Raw genomic sequence first — 18,393 nt, forward strand, 5'->3', positions numbered from 1 at the left:
GTGTCGCTGGCAGCGGGTGTTCTGTTTCCGTTCACTGGATGGCTGTTGTCTCCGATGATCGCGGCGCTGGCGATGAGTTTGAGCTCGGCCTCGGTCATCTTCAATGCACTGCGGCTGAGGCGGGCGGCGCCTTCTGCAGCAAGGGCGTCCTGACGCTACACTGCGCCGAACATGCGTCGCCTCCGCCCACTTCATCGCTTCGCCATCGCGTTCTTCATGATGGTCTCGGTGGTGTTTTCGCAAATGGCACTCTCAGGTTATGTCTGCCCGGGCTTGGACAACGCCGAAGCGATGGCACAGGCAATGGCCGATGGCGCGCCGTGTGAAGGCATGGACACTGCACAACCCGTGCTTTGCCATCAACATGCCGCCGACGCCTCCCAGTCTTTCGAAAAGGCGAAGGCAGCCACGCCGTCTCTTCCTGCCGTGGTGCAGGTGCTGGTGGTTCCGCCGCTTCTGCTCGCTGACGTCCAGGGTCTGCCCTTGCAAAGCGCGCTCGAGCCGCGGCCTCCTCCCGATCCCGTCTTTCTCGCGACACGCAGACTCCGCGTCTGACATCTCCGCCGACCTGACCGATGCTGGTGCGACCCGTTCGCGCGCCAGCGACTTTCTCGTTCGTCTGCGGAGTCTCCATGCCCCTTCCTTTTCTGCGCGCTGCCGTATGGGTCGCCGCATCGCTCCCTTTGATGGCGGCTGCGGCGCCCCTGTCACTCGATACGGCCTTGCAGTTGGCCGTCGAACGCTCGGAGGCCGCACGTGCGTCCCGTGCCGGCGTCCTCAGTGCCACCGAAGCGGCGCGAACGGCGAGCCAACTGACCGACCCGGTGCTTCGGGTCGGTGTCGACAATCTCCCCTTCACAGGCCCGGACCGCTTCAGCACCACACGCGATTCCATGACGATGAAGCGCATCGGAATCAGCCAGGAATGGCTTTCGGCCGACAAGCGTGCCGTGCGTGAGGCTGCAGCCAATGCGGCTACCGCGCGCGAGACGACGATGGCAGGCGTCTCGATCGCCGCGACACGGCTCCAGACGGCGCTGGCTTATGCGGATGCTTTCTATGCAGGTCAGATGCTGACCCTCACCACGCTGATGGAACATCACGCCCAGGAGGAACTCGAGGCGTCGCGTTCGCGGCTGTCGTCTGCCGCCGGCAGCAGCCAGGAAGTGCTTTCGCTGACCGGCGCGAGGGGCAGCTCCGAAGACGAATCCGCCGATGCGAGGCAGCAGCAGAACGCCGCAAGGCTCGCACTGCAGCGCTGGGTCGGCGTGATGCCGGAGGCGCTGGCGCCGATACCCGCCGAGCCGCCATTCAGCGAAGAAGCCTACGTGGCCCGACATCCGTCGGTCGTCGCGATGCAGCGTGAAATGGAGGTTGCGACGCAAGCGGCTGCGCTGGCCGGCACCAACCGCAAACCGAACTGGACATGGGAAGTCGCCTACGGCCAGCGTACGGGGTACTCGGACATGGTGTCGTTCGGGGTGAGCATCCCGCTCCAGGTATCTCCCGGCGAACGCCAGGACCGGGAGACGGCGTCCAAGCTCGCGTTGCTGGACAAAGCGGAAGCCGAACTGGCCGAGGCCAGGCGCGCTGCAACGGCCGAATACCTGACCCTGCGCAGCGATGCCGGGCGCCTGCAGCAACGCATCGAGCGCTACCGCGCGAGCGTCGTGATTCCGGCCGGGCAACGAACCGCTGCTGCGACTGCGGCCTATCGCTCCAACCAGGCCCCGCTCGCAACGCTCTTCGAGGCACGCCATGCGGAAGTCGAAGTGCAGCGCAAGCTGCTCACGCTGCAGCGCGACCTCGCGCGGTCGCAGATTCAATTGGCCTTCCGTCCGCTGACCGACGAGGTGGCTCCATGAAAAAATCAAACCTCATCACGCTGTCGATCCTCGGTGCCTTGGTGCTCGTAGCAGTCGCCGCGGTCGCCTTCTACGCGGGCCGCAGCACTGGCCAGGGTCACGAAGACGCCATGCCTTCCACGATGGCGCCCACGGGCTCTGAAGGACGCAAGGTTCTTTACTGGCACGACCCGATGGTGCCCGGGCCCCGCTTCGACAAGCCCGGCAAGTCGCCGTTCATGGACATGCAGCTCATGCCGATGTACGCAGACAGCGAGACAGGCGCAGCGGGCGGCGGAGTCAGCATCAGCCCGTCGGTGCAACAGAACCTCGGCATCCGGCTCGCGAAAGTACGACGCGCTGACGTCTCCTCGTCGTTCGACGCCATCGGCGCAGTGCAGTTCGACGAGCGCCTGAGCGTGTCGGTTCAGAGCCGCGTCGCCGGCTTCGTGGAGCGACTGTGGGTGCGTGCGCCGATGGAGCGCGTGCGCAAGGGCCAACCGCTGGCGACCCTCTTCGCGCCTGAATGGCTGGGGCCGCAAAACGAACTGCTTGCGCTGCAGCGCGCGGGCGTTTCACCGGACCTCATCGCAGCAGCCCGGGAGCGGATGCAGGCAATGTCCATTCCCGCGGACCTGATCCGCCAGAGCGAGAAAGCCGGAACCGCGCAAGCCCGCTACGTGCTGACCGCGCCAGCCAGCGGCGTGGTTGCCGAACTCGGCGTGCGCGAGGGCGTGGCCGTCACGCCGGGCATGACGCTCTTCAGGATCGCCGGCCTCGAAAAGGTCTGGGCAGTGGCAGAGATCCCGGAAACGCAGGCGGTGCGTCTGAAGCCGGGCCAGAAAGTGAAAGCCGTGCTGCAGGCCGATGCATCGCAGTCGTTCGAAGGCGAGCTGAAGGAGATCCTGCCCGAAGTCAGCACTGCCACGCGCACCCTGAAGGCCCGCTTTGAAGTCGACAACGCCAAGGGCCAGCTGACGCCCGGCATGCTGTTGCGTTTGCAGGTGATCGGCCGCCGAAGCACGCGTCTGGTCGTGGCGTCTGAGGCCTTCATCCGCACCGGCAAGCGCGCCGTCGTCATCGTGCGCACGGACACGGGTGCGTTCGAGCCGAGGGACGTGGCGCTGGGCATCGATTTGGGCGACGACATCGAGGTGCTTCAGGGACTGTCGGACGGCGAGGAGGTGGTCGCCAGCGGTCAGTTCCTGATCGATTCCGAGGCGCGCTTGCGCTCGGTGCTGAGCGGCATGGCGTCACCGGCTGCGAGCACTGCGGCTGCGGCAACTGCCAGCGCTTCGACGTCTTCGGCACCTTCACCTGCGGCGGTCACTTCAACCCACCACGCGGAAGGCAAGGTCGAGAGCGTCGAGCCGGACGGCATCACGATCTCGCACGGATCCGTTGCCACGCTCAAGTGGCCCGCGATGACGATGGGCTTTGCGAAGCCGAAGCCAACTGCGTTTCCTGACATCAAGGCCGGTGACCGAGTTCGCTTCGGGTTCAAGGAAGGCGGGCCGACGGGCTACGAGCTTGAGTCGGTGGAGCGCCTGCAGCCGGCATCCAAGCCATGATCGCAGCGCTCATCCGCTGGTCGATCGGCAACCGCTTCCTGGTGTTGATCGCGACGCTCTTTCTGGTCGCGGCGGGTCTGTGGTCGGTCGTGCACACGCCGCTCGATGCACTGCCCGATTTGTCGGACACCCAGGTGATCATTCGCACCCCGTACCCGGGCAAGGCGCCGCAGGTGGTCGAAGACCTGGTCACTTACCCGTTGACCACGACCATGCTCAGCGTGCCCGGCGCAAAGACGGTGCGCGGCTACTCGTTCTTCGGGGACTCGTTCGTCTATGTCCTGTTCGACGACAAGACCGATCCGTATTGGGCACGTTCCCGCGTCGTCGAATACCTCAACCAGGTGCAAAGCAAACTGCCTGCAGGCGCCAACGCTTCCTTGGGGCCGGATGCCACGGGCGTGGGCTGGGTCTACGAATACGCGCTGGTCGACCGCACGGGCCAGCGAGACCTCGGGCAACTGCGCGCGCTGAACGACTGGTTTCTCAAGTTCGAGCTGAAGACGGTGCCGGATGTGGCCGAGGTCGCCAGCATCGGCGGCATGGTTCGGCAGTACCAGGTGGTGCTCGATCCGGACCGCATGCGCGCGCTGGGCATCACGCAGGCCACGGTTGTCGATGCCTTGCGCAATGCCAACCAGGCCAGCGGTGGCTCGGTGGTCGAACTGGCCGAAGCCGAGTACATGGTGCGCTCGCGCGGCTTCCTTCAGTCGATGGAAGATTTCCGGACCATCCCGCTTGCGATGACGGGCGCCACGCCGGTGCTGTTGCGCGATGTGGCGACGGTCCAGGTCGGGCCGGAAATGCGCCGCGGCATCGCGGAACTGGATGGCGAAGGCGAAGTGGCCGGGGGCGTGGTGATCATGCGTTCCGGCAAGAACGCGCGCACCACGGTCCAGGCTGTCAAGGACAAGCTCGCCGCATTGAAGTCGAGCCTGCCGGCCGGCGTCGAGATCGTGCCGACCTATGACCGCTCGCTGCTGATCGATCGCGCAGTCGACAACCTGCGCTTCAAGCTGATGGAGGAATTCATCGTGGTCGCGTTGGTTTGCGCCGTCTTTTTGTTCCATCTGCGCTCGGCGCTGGTGGCCGTGGTCGCGCTGCCTGTTGGGGTGCTGGCCGCCTTCATCGTCATGCACTGGCAAGGCGTCAACGCCAACATCATGTCGCTCGGAGGCATCGCGATCGCCATCGGCGCCATGGTGGATGGCGCCATCGTCATGGTGGAAAACGTGCACAAGCATCTGGAGGCTTTCGAGACGCAGCGCGACAGGCAGCCGACTGTTGCGGAGCGATGGCAGTTGGTCACCGCAGCCTCGGTCGAAGTCGGACCGGCGTTGTTCTTCTCGCTGCTGGTGATCACGCTGTCTTTCGTGCCGGTGTTTTCGCTCGAAGCGCAGGAGGGCCGGCTGTTCGCACCGCTTGCATTTACCAAAACCTACGCAATGGCAGCGGCTGCGGGCCTGTCGGTCACGCTGATCCCGGTGCTGATGGGCTACCTGATCCGCGGCCGCATTCCGCACGAGGCGGTCAACCCGGTCAATCGTTTTTTGATGGCGGTTTACCGACCCGCGCTCGAGCTGGTGCTGCGGTTTCCGAAGGCGACGCTTGTCCTTGCCGCCCTGCTGCTCGCATTGACCGTCTTGCCAGTGATGCGCTTGGGCGGCGAGTTCATGCCGCCGCTGGACGAAGGTGACCTGCTCTACATGCCGTCCGCGCTCCCCGGACTGTCGGTCTCCAAGGCGAGCGAGTTGCTGCAACAGACCGATCGGCTCATCAAGACGGTGCCCGAAGTGGCGCGCGTCTTCGGCAAGGCCGGTCGTGCCGACACCGCCACCGATCCCGCCCCTCTGGAGATGTTCGAAACCACGATCCAGTTCAAGCCGAAGGAACAGTGGCGCGCCGGCATGACGCCCGACAAGCTGGTCGAAGCGCTGGACCGGGCTGTGAAGGTGCCGGGCCTGTCGAATGTCTGGGTGCCCCCCATCCGCAACCGGATCGACATGCTCGCCACCGGCATCAAGAGCCCCGTGGGAGTCAAGGTCGCGGGGGCGGAACTCGCCACCATCGACTCGTTGACGACGCAGATCGAGGCTGCCGTCAAGGGCGTGCCCGGCGTGTCGTCGGCGCTGGCGGAGCGACTGACCGGCGGCCGCTACATCGACGTCGATGTGGACCGACCGGCAGCGGCGCGCTACGGACTGTCGGTGGCGGATGTGCAGGCAGTGGTGTCGACGGCGATCGGCGGCGACAACGTCGGCGAGGTCGTCCAGGGCCGCGAGCGCTACCCCATCAATGTGCGCTACCCGCGGGAGATCCGCGACTCGCTGGAGGGACTGCGCGATCTGCCCTTCGTCACCGCAAGGGGTGCCACGGTGTTGCTGCGCGATGTGGCAAAGATCAGCATCGCCGACGGGCCGCCCATGCTGCGCAGCGAGAACGCGAGACTGTCAGGCTGGGTGTATGTCGACGTTCGCGGCCGTGACCTTCGCTCTGCTGTCACCGACATGCAGGCCGCAGTCGCCAGGTCGGTCAAAACGCCAGCGGGTTATGCGGTGTCGTGGTCCGGCCAATTCGAATACCTCGAACGTGCCACCGAGCGATTGAAGCTGGTTGTGCCGGTCACACTGGCCGTCATCTTCGTGCTGCTCTATCTGCTCTTCAAGTCGTTCAGCGATGCGGCGCTGGTCATGGCGGCGGTGCCGTTCTCGCTCATCGGCGGCTTCTGGTTGGTGTGGGCACTGGGCCACTCGATCTCGGTGGCGACGGCGGTGGGGTTCATCGCCCTGGCAGGAGTTGCGGCAGAGTTCGGCGTCGTGATGCTGGTCTATCTGAAGAACGCCTTGCAGCGTCGCCTCGACGCAGGCGAACCTATGAACGACGAAACCCTCCGGGCCGCGATCCGTGAGGGCGCCGTACTGCGCGTGAGGCCCAAGGCGATGACGGTGGCGGTCGTCATGGCGGGCCTGCTGCCGATCCTGTGGGGCACCGGCACCGGCTCCGAAGTCATGACGCGCATTGCCGCGCCGATGGTCGGCGGCATGGTGACCGCACCGTTGCTCAGCATGCTGGTCGTGCCGGCTGCCTGGTATCTGTTGCATCGACGGGTGCGCGTCAACACTGCACCTCGCCCAACTCATCCACCCCGTTCAGATACCGGAGCTATGCAATGAAAACCTATTTGCTTTTGGCCATCGCGCTGCTCGTCGCTTCTTCAGTGGCCAACGCACAGAAATCGATGGAGGGCATGTCGATGCCAGCGGGGCCGACGAAATTTGCGACGAAGCCGGTGGGTCTATTGGCCGATGCGGAGCAGACGCAGCCACGCTCGGACGACCTCTCATTTGGTCCCGTCGCCTGGAATCGAACCAGGATCTCAGCCTTCGGAGGGCCGAATTCTATCCGTTGAAATACGACGAGTGAGCCGCTGATTATCGCCTATCGGGCGAGCGATTCGAGAGCGACCGGATCGGCCGACGGATCGATCCGCGCACCGGTGCGATCGAAGCCCAGCCCCGACAGGTACACGTTGAAGGTGCGTCGGCCGACGCTCATCAGCGCAAAGGCTTCTGGGTCGAGCAACCAGTTGTGAATCAAGCCGCTGATGAGCGCATGCAAGCCCTGGGCTGCTGTGCTTGCCGGCAACGTCAGTTTGATTTGGGCGCGACGCGCGGCAAGCCGCAAGGCCTTCTCGAAATCGGCCACGCAACTGTTACGAGCCTCGAGATGGCGCAATCGCACCGAAGCCATTTCGCCGACGTACTCGACTTTTTGCGTTGCCACTTCGAAGACGCGACGCGCCTGCGGGTCGGTCGTTACCAGCCGCAAAGCCACGATCATTCCGGCCTCGATGACGGCCAGCGGATCGACCGAAGGCTCCGCAGAAAAGCGCGTGGCGTTTTCCATCGGAAGTTTCACGCGCTCCATCATGGCGTTGAACAGATCGGCCTTGTCCTTGAAATGCCAGTACACGGCACCGCGCGTGGCACCCGCCTGCTCGGCGATCTGCTGCAACGAGGTCTTGGATACCCCTTGTGACTGGAAGAGTATTTCGGCCGCATCGATCAGTCGATGCCGCGTCGCGAGGGCCTCTTCCTTGGTACGGCGTGCCAAAACTGTCTCCTGGAGTGTGTAGATTCGGGGCTGAAACCGGTTCCGGACTATACATCCACGAATGTATGTAAACTCCGTGGCTGCCGATCAGTTGCAGTGGCGGCATGGTTTTTGCGCGCGCCCTGCAGCCGAATCCCCATTCGGCCTCCTCTTGTTTGTCTGCCGTCCTTCGAAGGAATCGCATGCCCGTCTTGCATGTTTCTCACCGCCCATCGTCCACATGGCGCGTTGTTGCCACTGCCGCCGCCGTTGCGGCCCTTCTGTCGCTCGCTGCCTGCGGCAAGGGCGATGCCCCCGCGGCTGGCGCTGCGCCCGGTGCCGGTGGTAACAAGCCGCCGCCTGAAGTGGGTGTGGTGATCGCGACGCCCGGCAATGTCGGCCTCGTGACCGAGCTGCCGGGTCGGCTCGAAGCCTCGCGCATCGCCCAGGTCCGGGCCCGCGCGGCCGGCATCCTGCAGGAGCGACTGTTCAAGGAAGGCAGCGACGTCAAGGCGGGCCAGCCCTTGTTCCGTATCGATGCCGCGCCCTACACGGCTGCAGCGCAAAGCGCCCAGGCCAGCCTGGCACGCGCTGAAGCCAACGCGGTGCAGGCCAAGGCGCTGGCAGACCGCTACAAGCCGCTGGTCGAAGCCAATGCCGTCAGCAAGCAGGAATATGCCAACGCGGTTGCAGCGCAAAAAACGGCCGAGGCCGATGTGGCCGTCGGCCGCGCCACGGTCGCGACCGCGAAGATCAACCTCGGCTATGCCGCGGTGACCGCGCCGATCTCGGGCCGCATCGGCCGCTCGCTCGTCACCGAAGGCGCGTTGGTTGGCCAGGGCGATGCCACGCAGCTCGCGGTCATCCAGCAGATCAACCCGATGTATGTCAACTTCACGCAGTCGGCCACCGATGTGCTGAAGCTGCGCCGTGCCATGCAGGACGGTCAGTTCAAACATGCCGCCGGCACGGACGCGGCCAGCGTGCGCGTCGTGCTCGAAGACGGCACCGAATACGCGTTGCCCGGCAAGCTGCTGTTCACCGATCTCACGGTCGACTCGACCAGCGGACAGGTGACGTTGCGCGCCGAGGTTCCCAACCCGAAGGGCGATCTGCTGCCGGGCCTGTACGTGCGCGTGCGCATCGAGCAAGCCCAGATGAGCAACGCGATCGCCATTCCCCAGCAGGCCGTGACGCGCACGCAGACGGGCGACACCGTGTCGATCGTCGATGCCGCAGGCAAGATCACCAAACGTCCCGTGAAGATCAGTGCCGCGCAAGACAACCAGTGGATCGTGCTCGATGGCCTCAAGGCCGGTGAGCAGGTGATGGTCGACGGTTTCCAGAAGCTGCAGATGTTGCCGCCCGGCACGCCGGTGAAGGCGGTGCCGTGGACGGCGCCAACGGCTGCAGCCGGCGGCAGTGCACCGGCTGCCACGCCTGCTGCGCCGGCTTCTGCGGCTTCCGCCGCGAAGTCGTAAGGAGCGAGCCCGCATGGCCAAGTTTTTTATCGAACGCCCGATCTTCGCGTGGGTGATCGCGCTGTTCGTCATCGTGATGGGCAGCGTGGCGATCACGCAGCTTCCGATCTCGCAATATCCGCCGGTCGCGCCTCCCGCGATCGTCGTGACCACCGCCTATCCGGGTGCATCGGCGCAGACGCTGGAAGACAGCGTGTTGTCGGTGATCGAACGCGAAATGAACGGTTCGCCCGGCTTGATTTACATGGAATCGGTGGCACAAGCCGACGGCACCGGCACCATCACGATCACCTTCGAGACCGGCACCAACGCCGACCTTGCACAAGTCGACGTGCAGAACCGTTTGTCGCGTGCCACGCCGCGTCTGCCTGCATCAGTGACGCAGCAAGGCGTACGCGTCGACAAGGCGCGCAACAACTTCCTGCTGTTCACTATCCTGTCGTCCGACGATCCGAAGATCGATCCGATCGCGCTGGGCGATTACGCCTCACGCAACGTGCTGCCTGAACTGCAGCGTGTGCCCGGCATCGGCCAGGCCCAGTTGTTCGGCACCGAGCGCGCCATGCGCGTGTGGATCGACCCGGCCAAGCTGCAGGGCTATTCGCTCTCGGCGGCCGACGTCAACGCGGCCATTCGCGCACAGAACGCGCAAGTGTCTTCGGGCTCGATCGGCGACCTGCCGAACATCACGGGCCAGAGCATTGCAGCGACGGTGCTGGTCACCGGCCAGCTCAGCACCGTCGAGCAGTTCGGCAACATCGTGCTGCGCGCCAACACCGACGGCTCGGCCGTGCGCCTGAAAGACGTCGCCCGCATCGAGCTCGGCGGCCAGGCTTATTCGACCTCGGCACGGCTGAACGGTCAGCCTGCGGTGGGTATCGGCGTCCAGCTGGCACCCAGCGGCAACGCGCTGCAATCTGCCAAGGCCATCCGCGTCAAGATGGCCGACTTGGCCAAGTACTTTCCGCCGGGTGTGAAGTGGAGCATCCCGTACGACAGCTCGCGCTTCGTCAGCATCTCCATCACGGAAGTGGTCAAGACGCTGCTCGAAGCCATCGCGCTGGTGTTCGTCGTGATGTTCCTGTTCCTGCAGAACTGGCGCTACACGATCATCCCGACGATCGTCGTGCCGATCGCGCTGCTCGGCACCTTTGCCACGCTGCTGGGTCTGGGCTACTCGATCAACGTGCTCACTATGTTCGGCATGGTGCTGGTGATCGGTATCGTGGTGGACGATGCCATCGTGGTGGTGGAGAACGTCGAACGCATCATGACCGAGGAGGGGCTGCCGCCGCTTGAAGCGACGCGCAAGGCCATGGGGCAGATCTCGGGCGCCATCATCGGCGTGACAGTGGTGCTGATCTCGGTGTTCGTGCCGCTGGCATTTTTTGCCGGCTCGACCGGCAACATCTATCGCCAGTTCGCTGCGGTGATGGTCGCGTCGATCGGCTTCTCCGCCTTCATGGCGTTGTCGCTGACGCCGGCGCTCTGCGCCACGCTGCTCAAGCCCGTCGACCAAGGGCATCATGAAAAGCGCGGCTTCTTCGGCTGGTTCAACCGCAGCTTCAACCGCACGGCAAAGGGCTACGAGAGCGTGGTCGCGCGCATGCTGAAACGCGCGGCGCGCTACCTCGTCATCTACGTGGCAATCGTCGCTGCGGTGATCGTGGTGTTCCGCGGTTTGCCGACTTCGTTCTTGCCGCAGGAAGACCAGGGCAACATCATCGTGAACGTGCAGTTGCCGCCTGGCGCGACGCAAGATCGCACGCTGGACGTCATGAAGCAGGTCGAGGGCTATATCCTGAAGCAGCCTGAAGTGCAGAGCATGGTCGGCGTGCTGGGCTTCAGCTTCTCGGGCCAGGGCCAGAACGCCGGCCTCGCCTTCGTCACGCTGAAAGACTGGGACCAGCGCAAGGAAGCCGGCCAGTCGGCGGATGCGCTCGCCGGTCGCGCCTTCGGTGCGCTGTCGAAGATTCGCGACGCATTCATCTACCCGTTGAGTCCGCCGCCCATCCCCGAGTTGGGGAATGCCAGCGGCTTCACCTTCCGGCTGCAAGATCGCAGTGGCGCGGGTCACGAAGCGCTCATCAACGCCCGCAACCAGATGCTCGGCATGGCGTCGCAGAACAAGCTGCTGTCGCAGGTACGGCCCGACGGCCTCGAAGACGCGCCGCAGTTGCAGATCGACATCGACCGCGACAAGGCGAGCGCGCTGGGCGTGAGCTTCGACGCGATCAACACGACCTTGTCGACCGCGCTCGGTTCAAGCTACATCAACGACTTCCCGAACCGGGGTCGCCTGCAGCGCGTGGTGGTGCAAGCCGACGCGCCGGCACGGATGCAGCCGCAAGACCTGCTCAAGCTCAACGCGAGCAACGCTCAGGGCAATCCGGTACCGCTGTCGACCTTCGCGACGACGCGCTGGGTCAACGGTGCGCAGCAAACGGTGCGCTACAACGGCTATCCAGCGGTGCGCATTTCGGGCTCGGCGGCCCCGGGCAGCAGCTCGGGCGCGGCGATGGAAGAGATGGAAAAGATGGCCGCGAAATTGCCGCCAGGCTTCGGCTACGAGTGGACCGGCCAGTCGCGCGAAGAAAAACTCGCCGGCTCGCAAGCCATCGTCCTGTACGGCTTCGCGATCCTGGCGGTGTTCCTGTGCCTGGCCGCGCTGTACGAAAGCTGGTCGATTCCGCTGGCGGTGATTCTGGTGGTGCCGTGCGGCGTGCTGGGTGTGCTGCTGGCCACCATGTTCCGCTCGTATTCGAACGACGTGTACTTCCAGGTCGGTTTGATCACCATCATCGGCCTATCGGCCAAGAACGCGATTCTGATCATCGAGTTCGCCAAGGATCTACAGGCCCAGGGCAAGGGCGTCGTCGAGTCAGCACTGGCTGCAGCGCACCTGCGGTTCCGGCCGATCATCATGACCTCGCTGGCCTTCGGCCTCGGCGTGCTGCCGCTGTTTCTGGCGACCGGCGCGGGCTCGGCGAGCCAGCGCGCCATCGGCACCGGCGTGCTCGGCGGCATGATCACCGGCACCGGCTTGGCGGTGTTCTTCGTACCCCTCTTCTTCGTGCTCGTGCGCGGCTTCTTCAAGGGCAGCAAGCGACAGCAAGAACTCCAGGCGCGCACGGCGACGTCCGTCGGCGGAGCAGAAACCCATGAATAAAAAATTGCTTCTGACAGGCATCGCGACGGCGGCGGTGCTGCTGGCGGGCTGCTCGCTGGCACCCAAGTACGAACGCCCGGCAGCGCCGGTGGCAACCGTGTTCCCGGGCGATCCGGCGCAACCCTCAGGGTTATCGGCCGCCTCCGTGCCGTGGCGGGAGTTCTTCACCGATCCGCGGCTGACCAAGCTCATCGATCTGGCGCTGGCCAACAACCGTGATCTGCGCGTGTCGGCGTTGAACATCGAGCAGGCCCGTGCGCAGTTCCGCATCCAGCGCGCGGCGTTGTTCCCTGCGGTGGGCGTGGCTGCCAGCGGCTCGCGATCGCGGCCCAATCCATTTGGCGCGATCAGTGCGAGCGCCCCGAGCGTCTCGTCCAGCTATGCGGTCAATCTCGGCATCACCGCCTGGGAGATCGACTTCTTCGGCCGCATCACCAGCCTGAAAGATGCGGCGCTGGCGCAATACCTCGCCACCGAAGAATCGCGCAAGGCCGCGCAGATCAGCCTGATCGGCGCGGTTGCGCAGGGCTGGCTCACGCTGCTCGCGGATGACGAACTGCTGGAGCTGACCCGCCAAACGCTCGGCACGCGCAACGAATCGGTGCGGCTGACCAAGCTGCGCTTCGACAACGGCGTGTCGTCTGAAATCGACTTCCAGCTGGCCAACTCGCTGGCAGAAACCGCCAAGGCTTCTTACGCACAGCAGCAGCGCCTGCGCATGCAGGACGAGAACGCGCTGGTGCTGTTGCTCGGCGCGCCCATGCCACCCGAAGCGATGACCGGTGCCGACGCCAACAAGCTCGACAGCGTGAAGTCGATTCCGGATGTGCCGGCAGGCCTGCCATCCGACCTCCTTGCGGAGCGGCCCGACATCCGCGCGGCCGAGCAACAACTGCTCGCAGCCAACGCCAACATCGGTGCGGCACGCGCGGCGTTCTTTCCGCGGATCTCTCTGACCACGTCGATCGGCACGGTCAGCAGCCAGTTCTCGGGGTTGTTCGACAGCGGCTCGAAGGCATGGTCGTTCGCACCGCAGCTCTCGTTGCCGATCTTCAATGCCGGCGCCAACATCGCGGGCCTCGATTCGGCCAAGGCTGGCCGTGACATCGCCGTGGCGCAGTACGAGAAGAGCATCCAGTCGGCCTTTCGCGACGTGGCAGATGCACTTGCCGGACGCGCCACGCTCACCGAGCAATTGCGGGCACAGCGCGCGCAAGCCGACGCCGAAGGGATCCGCTTCAAGCTGTCGGACCTGCGCTACCGCAACGGCATTGCCAGCGCGCTGGACCTGCTCGATGCGCAGCGCTCGCAATTCGCGGCGCAGCAGGCGACGGTGCAGGCACATTTGCTCCAGTTGCAAAACCAGGTGGTGCTCTACAAAGCGCTCGGCGGGGGCTGGAAGGAATAAGGGCTCCTTATAATCGCCGGTTGATTTGAAAAGCCCCCCGACGAGCCCCCGATATTGAGGACGCAATGAGCGCAGACCCGCATCCCCAGGCCACAGAAGACGCCCACACCGGACCGATCAAGAACCCGAAGCAGATGCTGCTGGCGGTCTTTTTCTCGTTCATTGCGCCCATCCTGATCATCGTGGGACTCGTCTCATACGTCGTGTCAGGTACGCATCCTTCAGGCACGGCAGAAGGCGACAGCATGGCGCTTTACGGCGTGTCGAAAGACAACCGTGATCGCGATCTGGCAGACCGCCTGAAGCGGGTCGGCTCCATCGAAATCCGCGATGCCAACCGCGAGCTCGCCACCGGCGAGGCGGTGTTCAAGGCGCAATGCGTCACCTGCCACGGTGCACCCGGCATTGCCGGCGCACCGCACTTCAGCGACGCCGCTGCCTGGGGCCCGCGCATTGGCCAGGGTTACGCCACGTTGCTCGACCACGCGCTGCATGGCAAGGGCGTGATGCCAGCGCAAGGAGGCGGAGACTACGAGGATGTTGAAGTGGGCCGCGCGGTGGTCTACATGGCGAATGCCGGTGGTGCCACGTTCCCGATCCCGGACCGGCCAGCAGCAACCCCAGCCGATGGCGCCGCGCCGCCTGCCGATGCGGCTGCACCTGCAGCCGCCGCGCCCGCAATGCCTGCTGCACCTGCAGCCGTCAAGTAATTCGAGGCGAGCCACCGTGCGGCGCGCGAGGCTGCACTCCCTGCTTTTGCAAACCAGCCGGCGTCAAGCCGGCTTTTTTGTGGCCGGGCTCATTACGTATCCGAACCGCGTCGGCAGTTCGGCAGCGACCACCGTCTCAGGCTGCCAGCGCCCGGCTTCGATGGCGTCGGCCGCCAGTCCGACGTCTTGCGTGTGCACCAGCCCCAGCCCGATCGGCGCGACGAGATAGAGCTTGCCGCTTTCATCGACAAGGCACGCGCTGGGCTCGACCGACGTGCCGGTGTGCGCCGTCACCGAGAAATCGTCCATCACGCGCCACACGAAGGGAGCGGCTTCGAGTTCGACATAGACGCGCTGCGGCCCGTTCTGAAAGAACCATTGGCCGCTGTCGTCGTGGTCGTAGTTGCGCTGAATGAAGTCGATCAGCTTGTCGTGCCGCAACAGCGACCCTTTAGCTTCTGGAAAGGCGCCGGCGGCCTGCGTGCGGTCGTCTCGCATGTACCAGTTGCCGCGTGCGTCGAGCCCGAGCCAGCCGTAGCAATGCGGTACGTTGGGCCACTTGGCCAGAGCCTGCTTGACGATGTCATCCATGATTTGATTCTGCGCGAACCGGATGCGGCGGCTCGTCGGCTAAAGCCCCGAACGCTTGGAGAGCCAGCCGCCAACGCGCTCGGGCATGCCGCGTACATGGCCGGGCGGCGGCCCGAGCGGAAAGCCGACGTGGCCACCGTGCGGCGGCTGCCACAGCGTGACGTGGCTGCCGACGTCTTCTTGCCGCGGCAGACTGACCGCGGGCACGAACGGGTCGTTGGTCGCATTGACAACCAGCGCCGGGATGCGGATCGCGCTCAGGTGCGGCTTGGCCGAGCCTCGCTCCCAGTAGTCGTCGGCATCGCGAAAGCCGTGCAGCGGCGCGGTGAAGACGTTGTCGAATTCGTACAGGTCACGCGCCGCGACAAGCCGATTGCGATCGAACAGGCCAGGGTGCTGTTTCAGTTTGGCCAGCGCCTTCGGTTTCATGCTCGACAAAAACATGCGCGTGTACACCACGCGGTTGAAGCCGCGGCCGATCGCGTGGCCTCCGGCGGCCAGATCGAGTGGTGCTGAGATCGACGCAATGGCGCTGGCGACCTTCGAGGCCTCGTCGCCCGCCTCTTCGGCCCAGCGCAGCAACGCATTGCCGCCGAGCGAAACGCCTGCCGCCAACATCGGGCCGCCGCCGCTCGCATCGTGCTGCGTGCGCAGCCGCGACAAGACCCAGCCGATCTCTTCGTAGTCGCCCGAGTGGTAGGCCCGTGGCGCAAGGTTGATCTCGCCGCTGCAACCGCGAAAGTGCGGCACGGCAAAGGCCATGCCGTGCGTCGCGGCAAAGGCGGCGAAGGCCTCGGAGTAATGGCTGTGCGAAGAGCCCTCGAGACCGTGGAACAGCACCAGCAACGGACGCGGCGCCAAGCCCAGCGAATCGACGAAATCGACATCGATGAAATCACCGTCCGGAGCGTTCCAGCGCTCGCGGCGATAGGGCGGCAACGGCCCGTCGCTGCGCCGGCCGAACAGCGCGGGCCAGATGGTTTGCAGGTTGCCGCCGGGTAGCCAGCGCGGCGCAATGTAATCGAGTGGCATCGGAGCGGACTCAGTGCACATCAGTACGGCATCAGTGCAGCGTTTGCGGAAACTCGTTGGCGTCGTCGGGCGCGTGCGCACTGCCAGGGCTCGCGTGGTGTGCGACCATGCGCCAGCCGTGCGGCGTCTTGTGATAAACGTTGGTGGCCAACACGAAAGCATGGCGTGGCCCTTCGCTCGTGAGCACTTCAATGCGCTCGAGCACGTTGTGAACGGCGCTGGCAATCGATTCGACCTTGCGAACACGCGCCGGCGTTGCGTGGATCGCACCGTTGCCGAACATCTGCTCGAATGCAGCGCGGATAGCGACCTGGCCGACCAGACGCGGGCCGCCCGGATGCACGCAGAACACCTCGTCGTCGTCCGACCAGCACCCCATCAGCGCCTCGATGTCACCGCGCTGCAGCGCTTCGTAGAACGCAGCCTCGATCTCGTCGGCGGAACCGGTGACGCTTGCGGCAGGGGACGAAGTCTTGGGCATGTACAGGTGATTTTGCCTCGATGGGGCAGAGGCTGCAGGCGGTCTGCCGTTGCCCTCTGTCGCTGCGGTCAGCCGCCCGATCCGTCAGGCACCCAGCCAACTCCGCGCCACGCTACGCAGATCACCTTGCGATGCCCGCCACACCAGCTCGGGCGCGGCGATGTGCACGCCAAGTGGCGCAAGAACCAAGGCTACATCGACCAGCTCGGCCACCTTCGACGCACGCACCGGTTGCTCGCTGCTCGGCACCATGAGGCGCGTGATCGACAGCATCCACGCTGCCAGCTTCTCGCCTGTGTTCGCGTGCTTCAGTGCGGTCGGCTTCTGCGCCGAGCGCAAGAGGATGACGCGAGCGAACCCCAGCGCGACAACCGCCTGCTCGTCCAGGCTCGCGAGACCGCGCTTGAGCGCCTCGGGCATGCCGCCTTGCGCGTGCGGCTGCACGATGACCAGCGTGGTCACGCCGCACGCATGCAGCCAACGCGCGAGATCGGGCAGCTGCGCCGGATCGGGCAACCACAGCGCCCGCTCGCGGTCGTGATACAGCCGCGGGGGATCGAACGCCACGATGGCGGTGTCGGCCGACACGCGCGGCCACTCGGCGATCGGCATGGCTTTGGAAGACGACTCAAGCGCGCTCGACGTCGTCGGCACAAGCACCGTCTCGACACCGCGCAGCCCGTCACGCATCGGCTCGCGCGCCAGCACCCGTGTGTGTGCGTAGCGGTGGCTGCCGGCCAGCCGGCGCACCAGCTCGTTGCCGAGCGCGCCCGTCGCCCCCGCGATCAACAGCGTGCCCAGCGCTGCAGCGGACGGTACGGCAGGCATCGGGCGCTGCGCTGCGCGGAGCACTTGCAAAGGGTCGATGGGCATGCATCTATGCTACCTTTCCGAACTTCTCTTCAAGGGCGAACCCCATGACCCAAACGATGCAACGCTGGCTTTTGATTCTGGTCGCGACACTGTCGCTGTCATCCCTCACCGGCTGCGGCTATAACGACTTCCAGAAACTCGACGAGTCGAGCAAGTCGGCCTGGAGCGAAGTGCTCAACCAGTACCAACGGCGCGCCGACCTGGTGCCGAATATCGTTGCATCGGTCAAGGGCCAGGCCAATTTCGAGCAAGACACGCTGACCAAGGTGATCGAGGCGCGCGCCAAGGCGACGTCGATCCAGGTCACGCCCGAAACATTGAACAACCCCGAGGCTTTCGACAAGTTCCAGAAGGCGCAAGGCGAACTGTCGGGCGCGCTGTCGCGCCTGATGGTCGTGTCGGAGCAGTACCCGCAATTGCAGGCGAACCAGGCTTTCCGCGATTTGCGTGTGACGCTCGAAGGCACCGAGAACCGCATCACCGTAGCGCGCAACAGCTATATCAAGACGGTCCAGGAATACAACGTGCTGGCGCGCAGCTTCCCGACCAACATCACGGCCAAGGTGTTCAGCTATCCGCCCAAACCCACCTTCAGCGTGCAGAACGAATCGCAGATTTCCGTGCCCCCTACCGTCGACTTTGGCGCTCCGAAGAAGTAACGACCGTTGAAGCTGCACATGGCTGTCGCCGCGGTTCTGCGTTGTGTCGAGCGCTTGCTGGCGGCGATCTTTTTCGTCCTGATGGCCGGTGCCGCGATGGCGCAAGGCGTGCTGCCGGTCCCCGCGCTCGACGCCCGCGTGATCGACCAGACCGGCACGCTCGATGCCGCTGCGCGCCAGTCGCTCGACGCCAAGCTCGCCGCCTTCGAGCAAAAGAAGGGCTCGCAGATCGTCGTGCTGATGGTGCCGACCACGCAGCCCGAAGACATCGCGAGCTACGCGAACCGCGTCGCCGCCACCTGGAAAATCGGACGCAAGGAGGTCGGTGACGGCGTGCTGGTGATCGTGGCCAAAGACGATCGCAAGATGCGCATCGAGGTGGCCCGCACGCTCGAAGGCGCGGTGCCCGACCTCACCGCGGCTCGCATCATCGACGAGCAGATGAAACCGCGCTTTCGCGAGAATGACTTTGCCGGCGGCAT

General features: G+C 65.1%; 15 protein-coding genes and 1 tRNA gene. 10 read left to right on the top strand and 6 right to left on the bottom strand.

The window, feature by feature from the left end; genetic code table 11:
• The first annotated feature begins 171 nt into the window (after positions 1 to 171).
• The 4 genes from QN413_RS25280 to QN413_RS25295 all read left to right on the top strand — a co-directional run bounded on the left by QN413_RS25280 (position 172) and on the right by QN413_RS25295 (position 6,588).
• Positions 172 to 555 carry a hypothetical protein gene (locus tag QN413_RS25280; protein ID WP_323499357.1) on the top strand — a complete coding sequence of 128 codons (384 nt, stop codon included), beginning with the start codon at positions 172 to 174 and terminating at the stop codon, positions 553 to 555.
• A 77-nt stretch (positions 556 to 632) separates the two neighbouring features.
• Positions 633 to 1,865: a TolC family protein gene (locus tag QN413_RS25285; protein WP_323499358.1), complete on the top strand. Its 1,233-nt coding sequence runs from the start codon at positions 633 to 635 to the stop codon at positions 1,863 to 1,865.
• Positions 1,862 to 3,415, top strand: a complete 1,554-nt coding sequence (locus QN413_RS25290; protein WP_323499359.1) for an efflux RND transporter periplasmic adaptor subunit — start codon at positions 1,862 to 1,864, stop codon at positions 3,413 to 3,415. The genes QN413_RS25285 and QN413_RS25290 overlap by 4 nt, the downstream gene beginning before the upstream one ends.
• Complete coding sequence (locus tag QN413_RS25295; protein ID WP_323499360.1) at positions 3,412 to 6,588, top strand: efflux RND transporter permease subunit; 3,177 nt, start codon at positions 3,412 to 3,414, stop codon at positions 6,586 to 6,588. The genes QN413_RS25290 and QN413_RS25295 overlap by 4 nt, the downstream gene beginning before the upstream one ends.
• Before the next feature lie 172 nt (positions 6,589 to 6,760).
• Here the strand turns inward: QN413_RS25295 and QN413_RS25300 are convergent.
• A tRNA-Arg gene (locus QN413_RS25300) sits at positions 6,761 to 6,835 on the bottom strand.
• Positions 6,836 to 6,853: 18 nt separating this feature from the next.
• Positions 6,854 to 7,528: a TetR family transcriptional regulator gene (locus QN413_RS25305; protein ID WP_323499361.1), complete on the bottom strand. Its 675-nt coding sequence runs from the start codon at positions 7,526 to 7,528 to the stop codon at positions 6,854 to 6,856.
• Between the two features lie 182 nt (positions 7,529 to 7,710).
• Here QN413_RS25305 and QN413_RS25310 point away from each other — a divergent pair, with 182 nt between their 5' ends.
• From QN413_RS25310 to QN413_RS25325, 4 genes are all read left to right on the top strand, one after another.
• Positions 7,711 to 8,988, top strand: coding sequence for an efflux RND transporter periplasmic adaptor subunit (locus tag QN413_RS25310; protein WP_323499362.1), 1,278 nt, complete (start codon positions 7,711 to 7,713; stop codon positions 8,986 to 8,988).
• Positions 8,989 to 9,001: 13 nt separating this feature from the next.
• The gene (locus tag QN413_RS25315; RefSeq protein ID WP_323499363.1) at positions 9,002 to 12,157 is read left to right on the top strand and encodes an efflux RND transporter permease subunit; all 3,156 of its coding nucleotides are present in this window, start codon (positions 9,002 to 9,004) and stop codon (positions 12,155 to 12,157) included.
• Complete coding sequence (locus QN413_RS25320; protein WP_323499364.1) at positions 12,150 to 13,565, top strand: efflux transporter outer membrane subunit; 1,416 nt, start codon at positions 12,150 to 12,152, stop codon at positions 13,563 to 13,565. The genes QN413_RS25315 and QN413_RS25320 overlap by 8 nt, the downstream gene beginning before the upstream one ends.
• A gap of 65 nt (positions 13,566 to 13,630) precedes the next feature.
• Positions 13,631 to 14,275: a c-type cytochrome gene (locus tag QN413_RS25325; protein WP_323499365.1), complete on the top strand. Its 645-nt coding sequence runs from the start codon at positions 13,631 to 13,633 to the stop codon at positions 14,273 to 14,275.
• Between the two features lie 63 nt (positions 14,276 to 14,338).
• On the opposite strand, the gene QN413_RS25330 is transcribed toward QN413_RS25325, so the two are convergent.
• From QN413_RS25330 to QN413_RS25345, 4 genes are all read right to left on the bottom strand, one after another.
• Complete coding sequence (locus QN413_RS25330; RefSeq protein ID WP_323499366.1) at positions 14,339 to 14,866, bottom strand: DUF2946 family protein; 528 nt, start codon at positions 14,864 to 14,866, stop codon at positions 14,339 to 14,341.
• Positions 14,867 to 14,905: 39 nt separating this feature from the next.
• Positions 14,906 to 15,898: a YheT family hydrolase gene (locus QN413_RS25335; protein WP_323499367.1), complete on the bottom strand. Its 993-nt coding sequence runs from the start codon at positions 15,896 to 15,898 to the stop codon at positions 14,906 to 14,908.
• 31 nt (positions 15,899 to 15,929) lie between these two features.
• Positions 15,930 to 16,379 (bottom strand): YybH family protein, encoded by a 450-nt coding sequence (locus QN413_RS25340; RefSeq protein WP_323499368.1) that lies wholly within the window; start codon positions 16,377 to 16,379, stop codon positions 15,930 to 15,932.
• Positions 16,380 to 16,463: 84 nt separating this feature from the next.
• Positions 16,464 to 17,252: a hypothetical protein gene (locus tag QN413_RS25345; RefSeq protein WP_323499369.1), complete on the bottom strand. Its 789-nt coding sequence runs from the start codon at positions 17,250 to 17,252 to the stop codon at positions 16,464 to 16,466.
• A 56-nt stretch (positions 17,253 to 17,308) separates the two neighbouring features.
• Here QN413_RS25345 and QN413_RS25350 point away from each other — a divergent pair, with 56 nt between their 5' ends.
• Together QN413_RS25350 and QN413_RS25355 are read left to right on the top strand one after the other, a co-directional pair.
• Complete coding sequence (locus tag QN413_RS25350; protein ID WP_187054842.1) at positions 17,309 to 17,911, top strand: LemA family protein; 603 nt, start codon at positions 17,309 to 17,311, stop codon at positions 17,909 to 17,911.
• Between the two features lie 18 nt (positions 17,912 to 17,929).
• Positions 17,930 to 18,393: TPM domain-containing protein (locus QN413_RS25355; RefSeq protein ID WP_323499370.1), on the top strand; the 464-nt coding region annotated here is incomplete at its 3' end.

It is taken from the genome of Variovorax sp. LG9.2 (assembly GCF_035018885.1).
In the GTDB taxonomy this organism is placed as follows: domain Bacteria; phylum Pseudomonadota; class Gammaproteobacteria; order Burkholderiales; family Burkholderiaceae_C; genus Variovorax.

Coding starts and splice junctions, on each gene's coding strand:
- QN413_RS25290 (WP_323499359.1), top strand. CDS start 1,862: ATGAAAAAATCAAACCTCATCACGCTGTCGATCCTCGGTGCCTTGGTG.
- QN413_RS25295 (WP_323499360.1), top strand. CDS start 3,412: ATGATCGCAGCGCTCATCCGCTGGTCGATCGGCAACCGCTTCCTGGTG.
- QN413_RS25285 (WP_323499358.1), top strand. CDS start 633: ATGCCCCTTCCTTTTCTGCGCGCTGCCGTATGGGTCGCCGCATCGCTC.
- QN413_RS25330 (WP_323499366.1), bottom strand. CDS start 14,866: ATGGATGACATCGTCAAGCAGGCTCTGGCCAAGTGGCCCAACGTACCG.
- QN413_RS25345 (WP_323499369.1), bottom strand. CDS start 17,252: ATGCCCATCGACCCTTTGCAAGTGCTCCGCGCAGCGCAGCGCCCGATG.
- QN413_RS25340 (WP_323499368.1), bottom strand. CDS start 16,379: ATGCCCAAGACTTCGTCCCCTGCCGCAAGCGTCACCGGTTCCGCCGAC.
- QN413_RS25325 (WP_323499365.1), top strand. CDS start 13,631: ATGAGCGCAGACCCGCATCCCCAGGCCACAGAAGACGCCCACACCGGA.
- QN413_RS25320 (WP_323499364.1), top strand. CDS start 12,150: ATGAATAAAAAATTGCTTCTGACAGGCATCGCGACGGCGGCGGTGCTG.
- QN413_RS25280 (WP_323499357.1), top strand. CDS start 172: ATGCGTCGCCTCCGCCCACTTCATCGCTTCGCCATCGCGTTCTTCATG.
- QN413_RS25350 (WP_187054842.1), top strand. CDS start 17,309: ATGCAACGCTGGCTTTTGATTCTGGTCGCGACACTGTCGCTGTCATCC.
- QN413_RS25310 (WP_323499362.1), top strand. CDS start 7,711: ATGCCCGTCTTGCATGTTTCTCACCGCCCATCGTCCACATGGCGCGTT.
- QN413_RS25335 (WP_323499367.1), bottom strand. CDS start 15,898: ATGCCACTCGATTACATTGCGCCGCGCTGGCTACCCGGCGGCAACCTG.
- QN413_RS25315 (WP_323499363.1), top strand. CDS start 9,002: ATGGCCAAGTTTTTTATCGAACGCCCGATCTTCGCGTGGGTGATCGCG.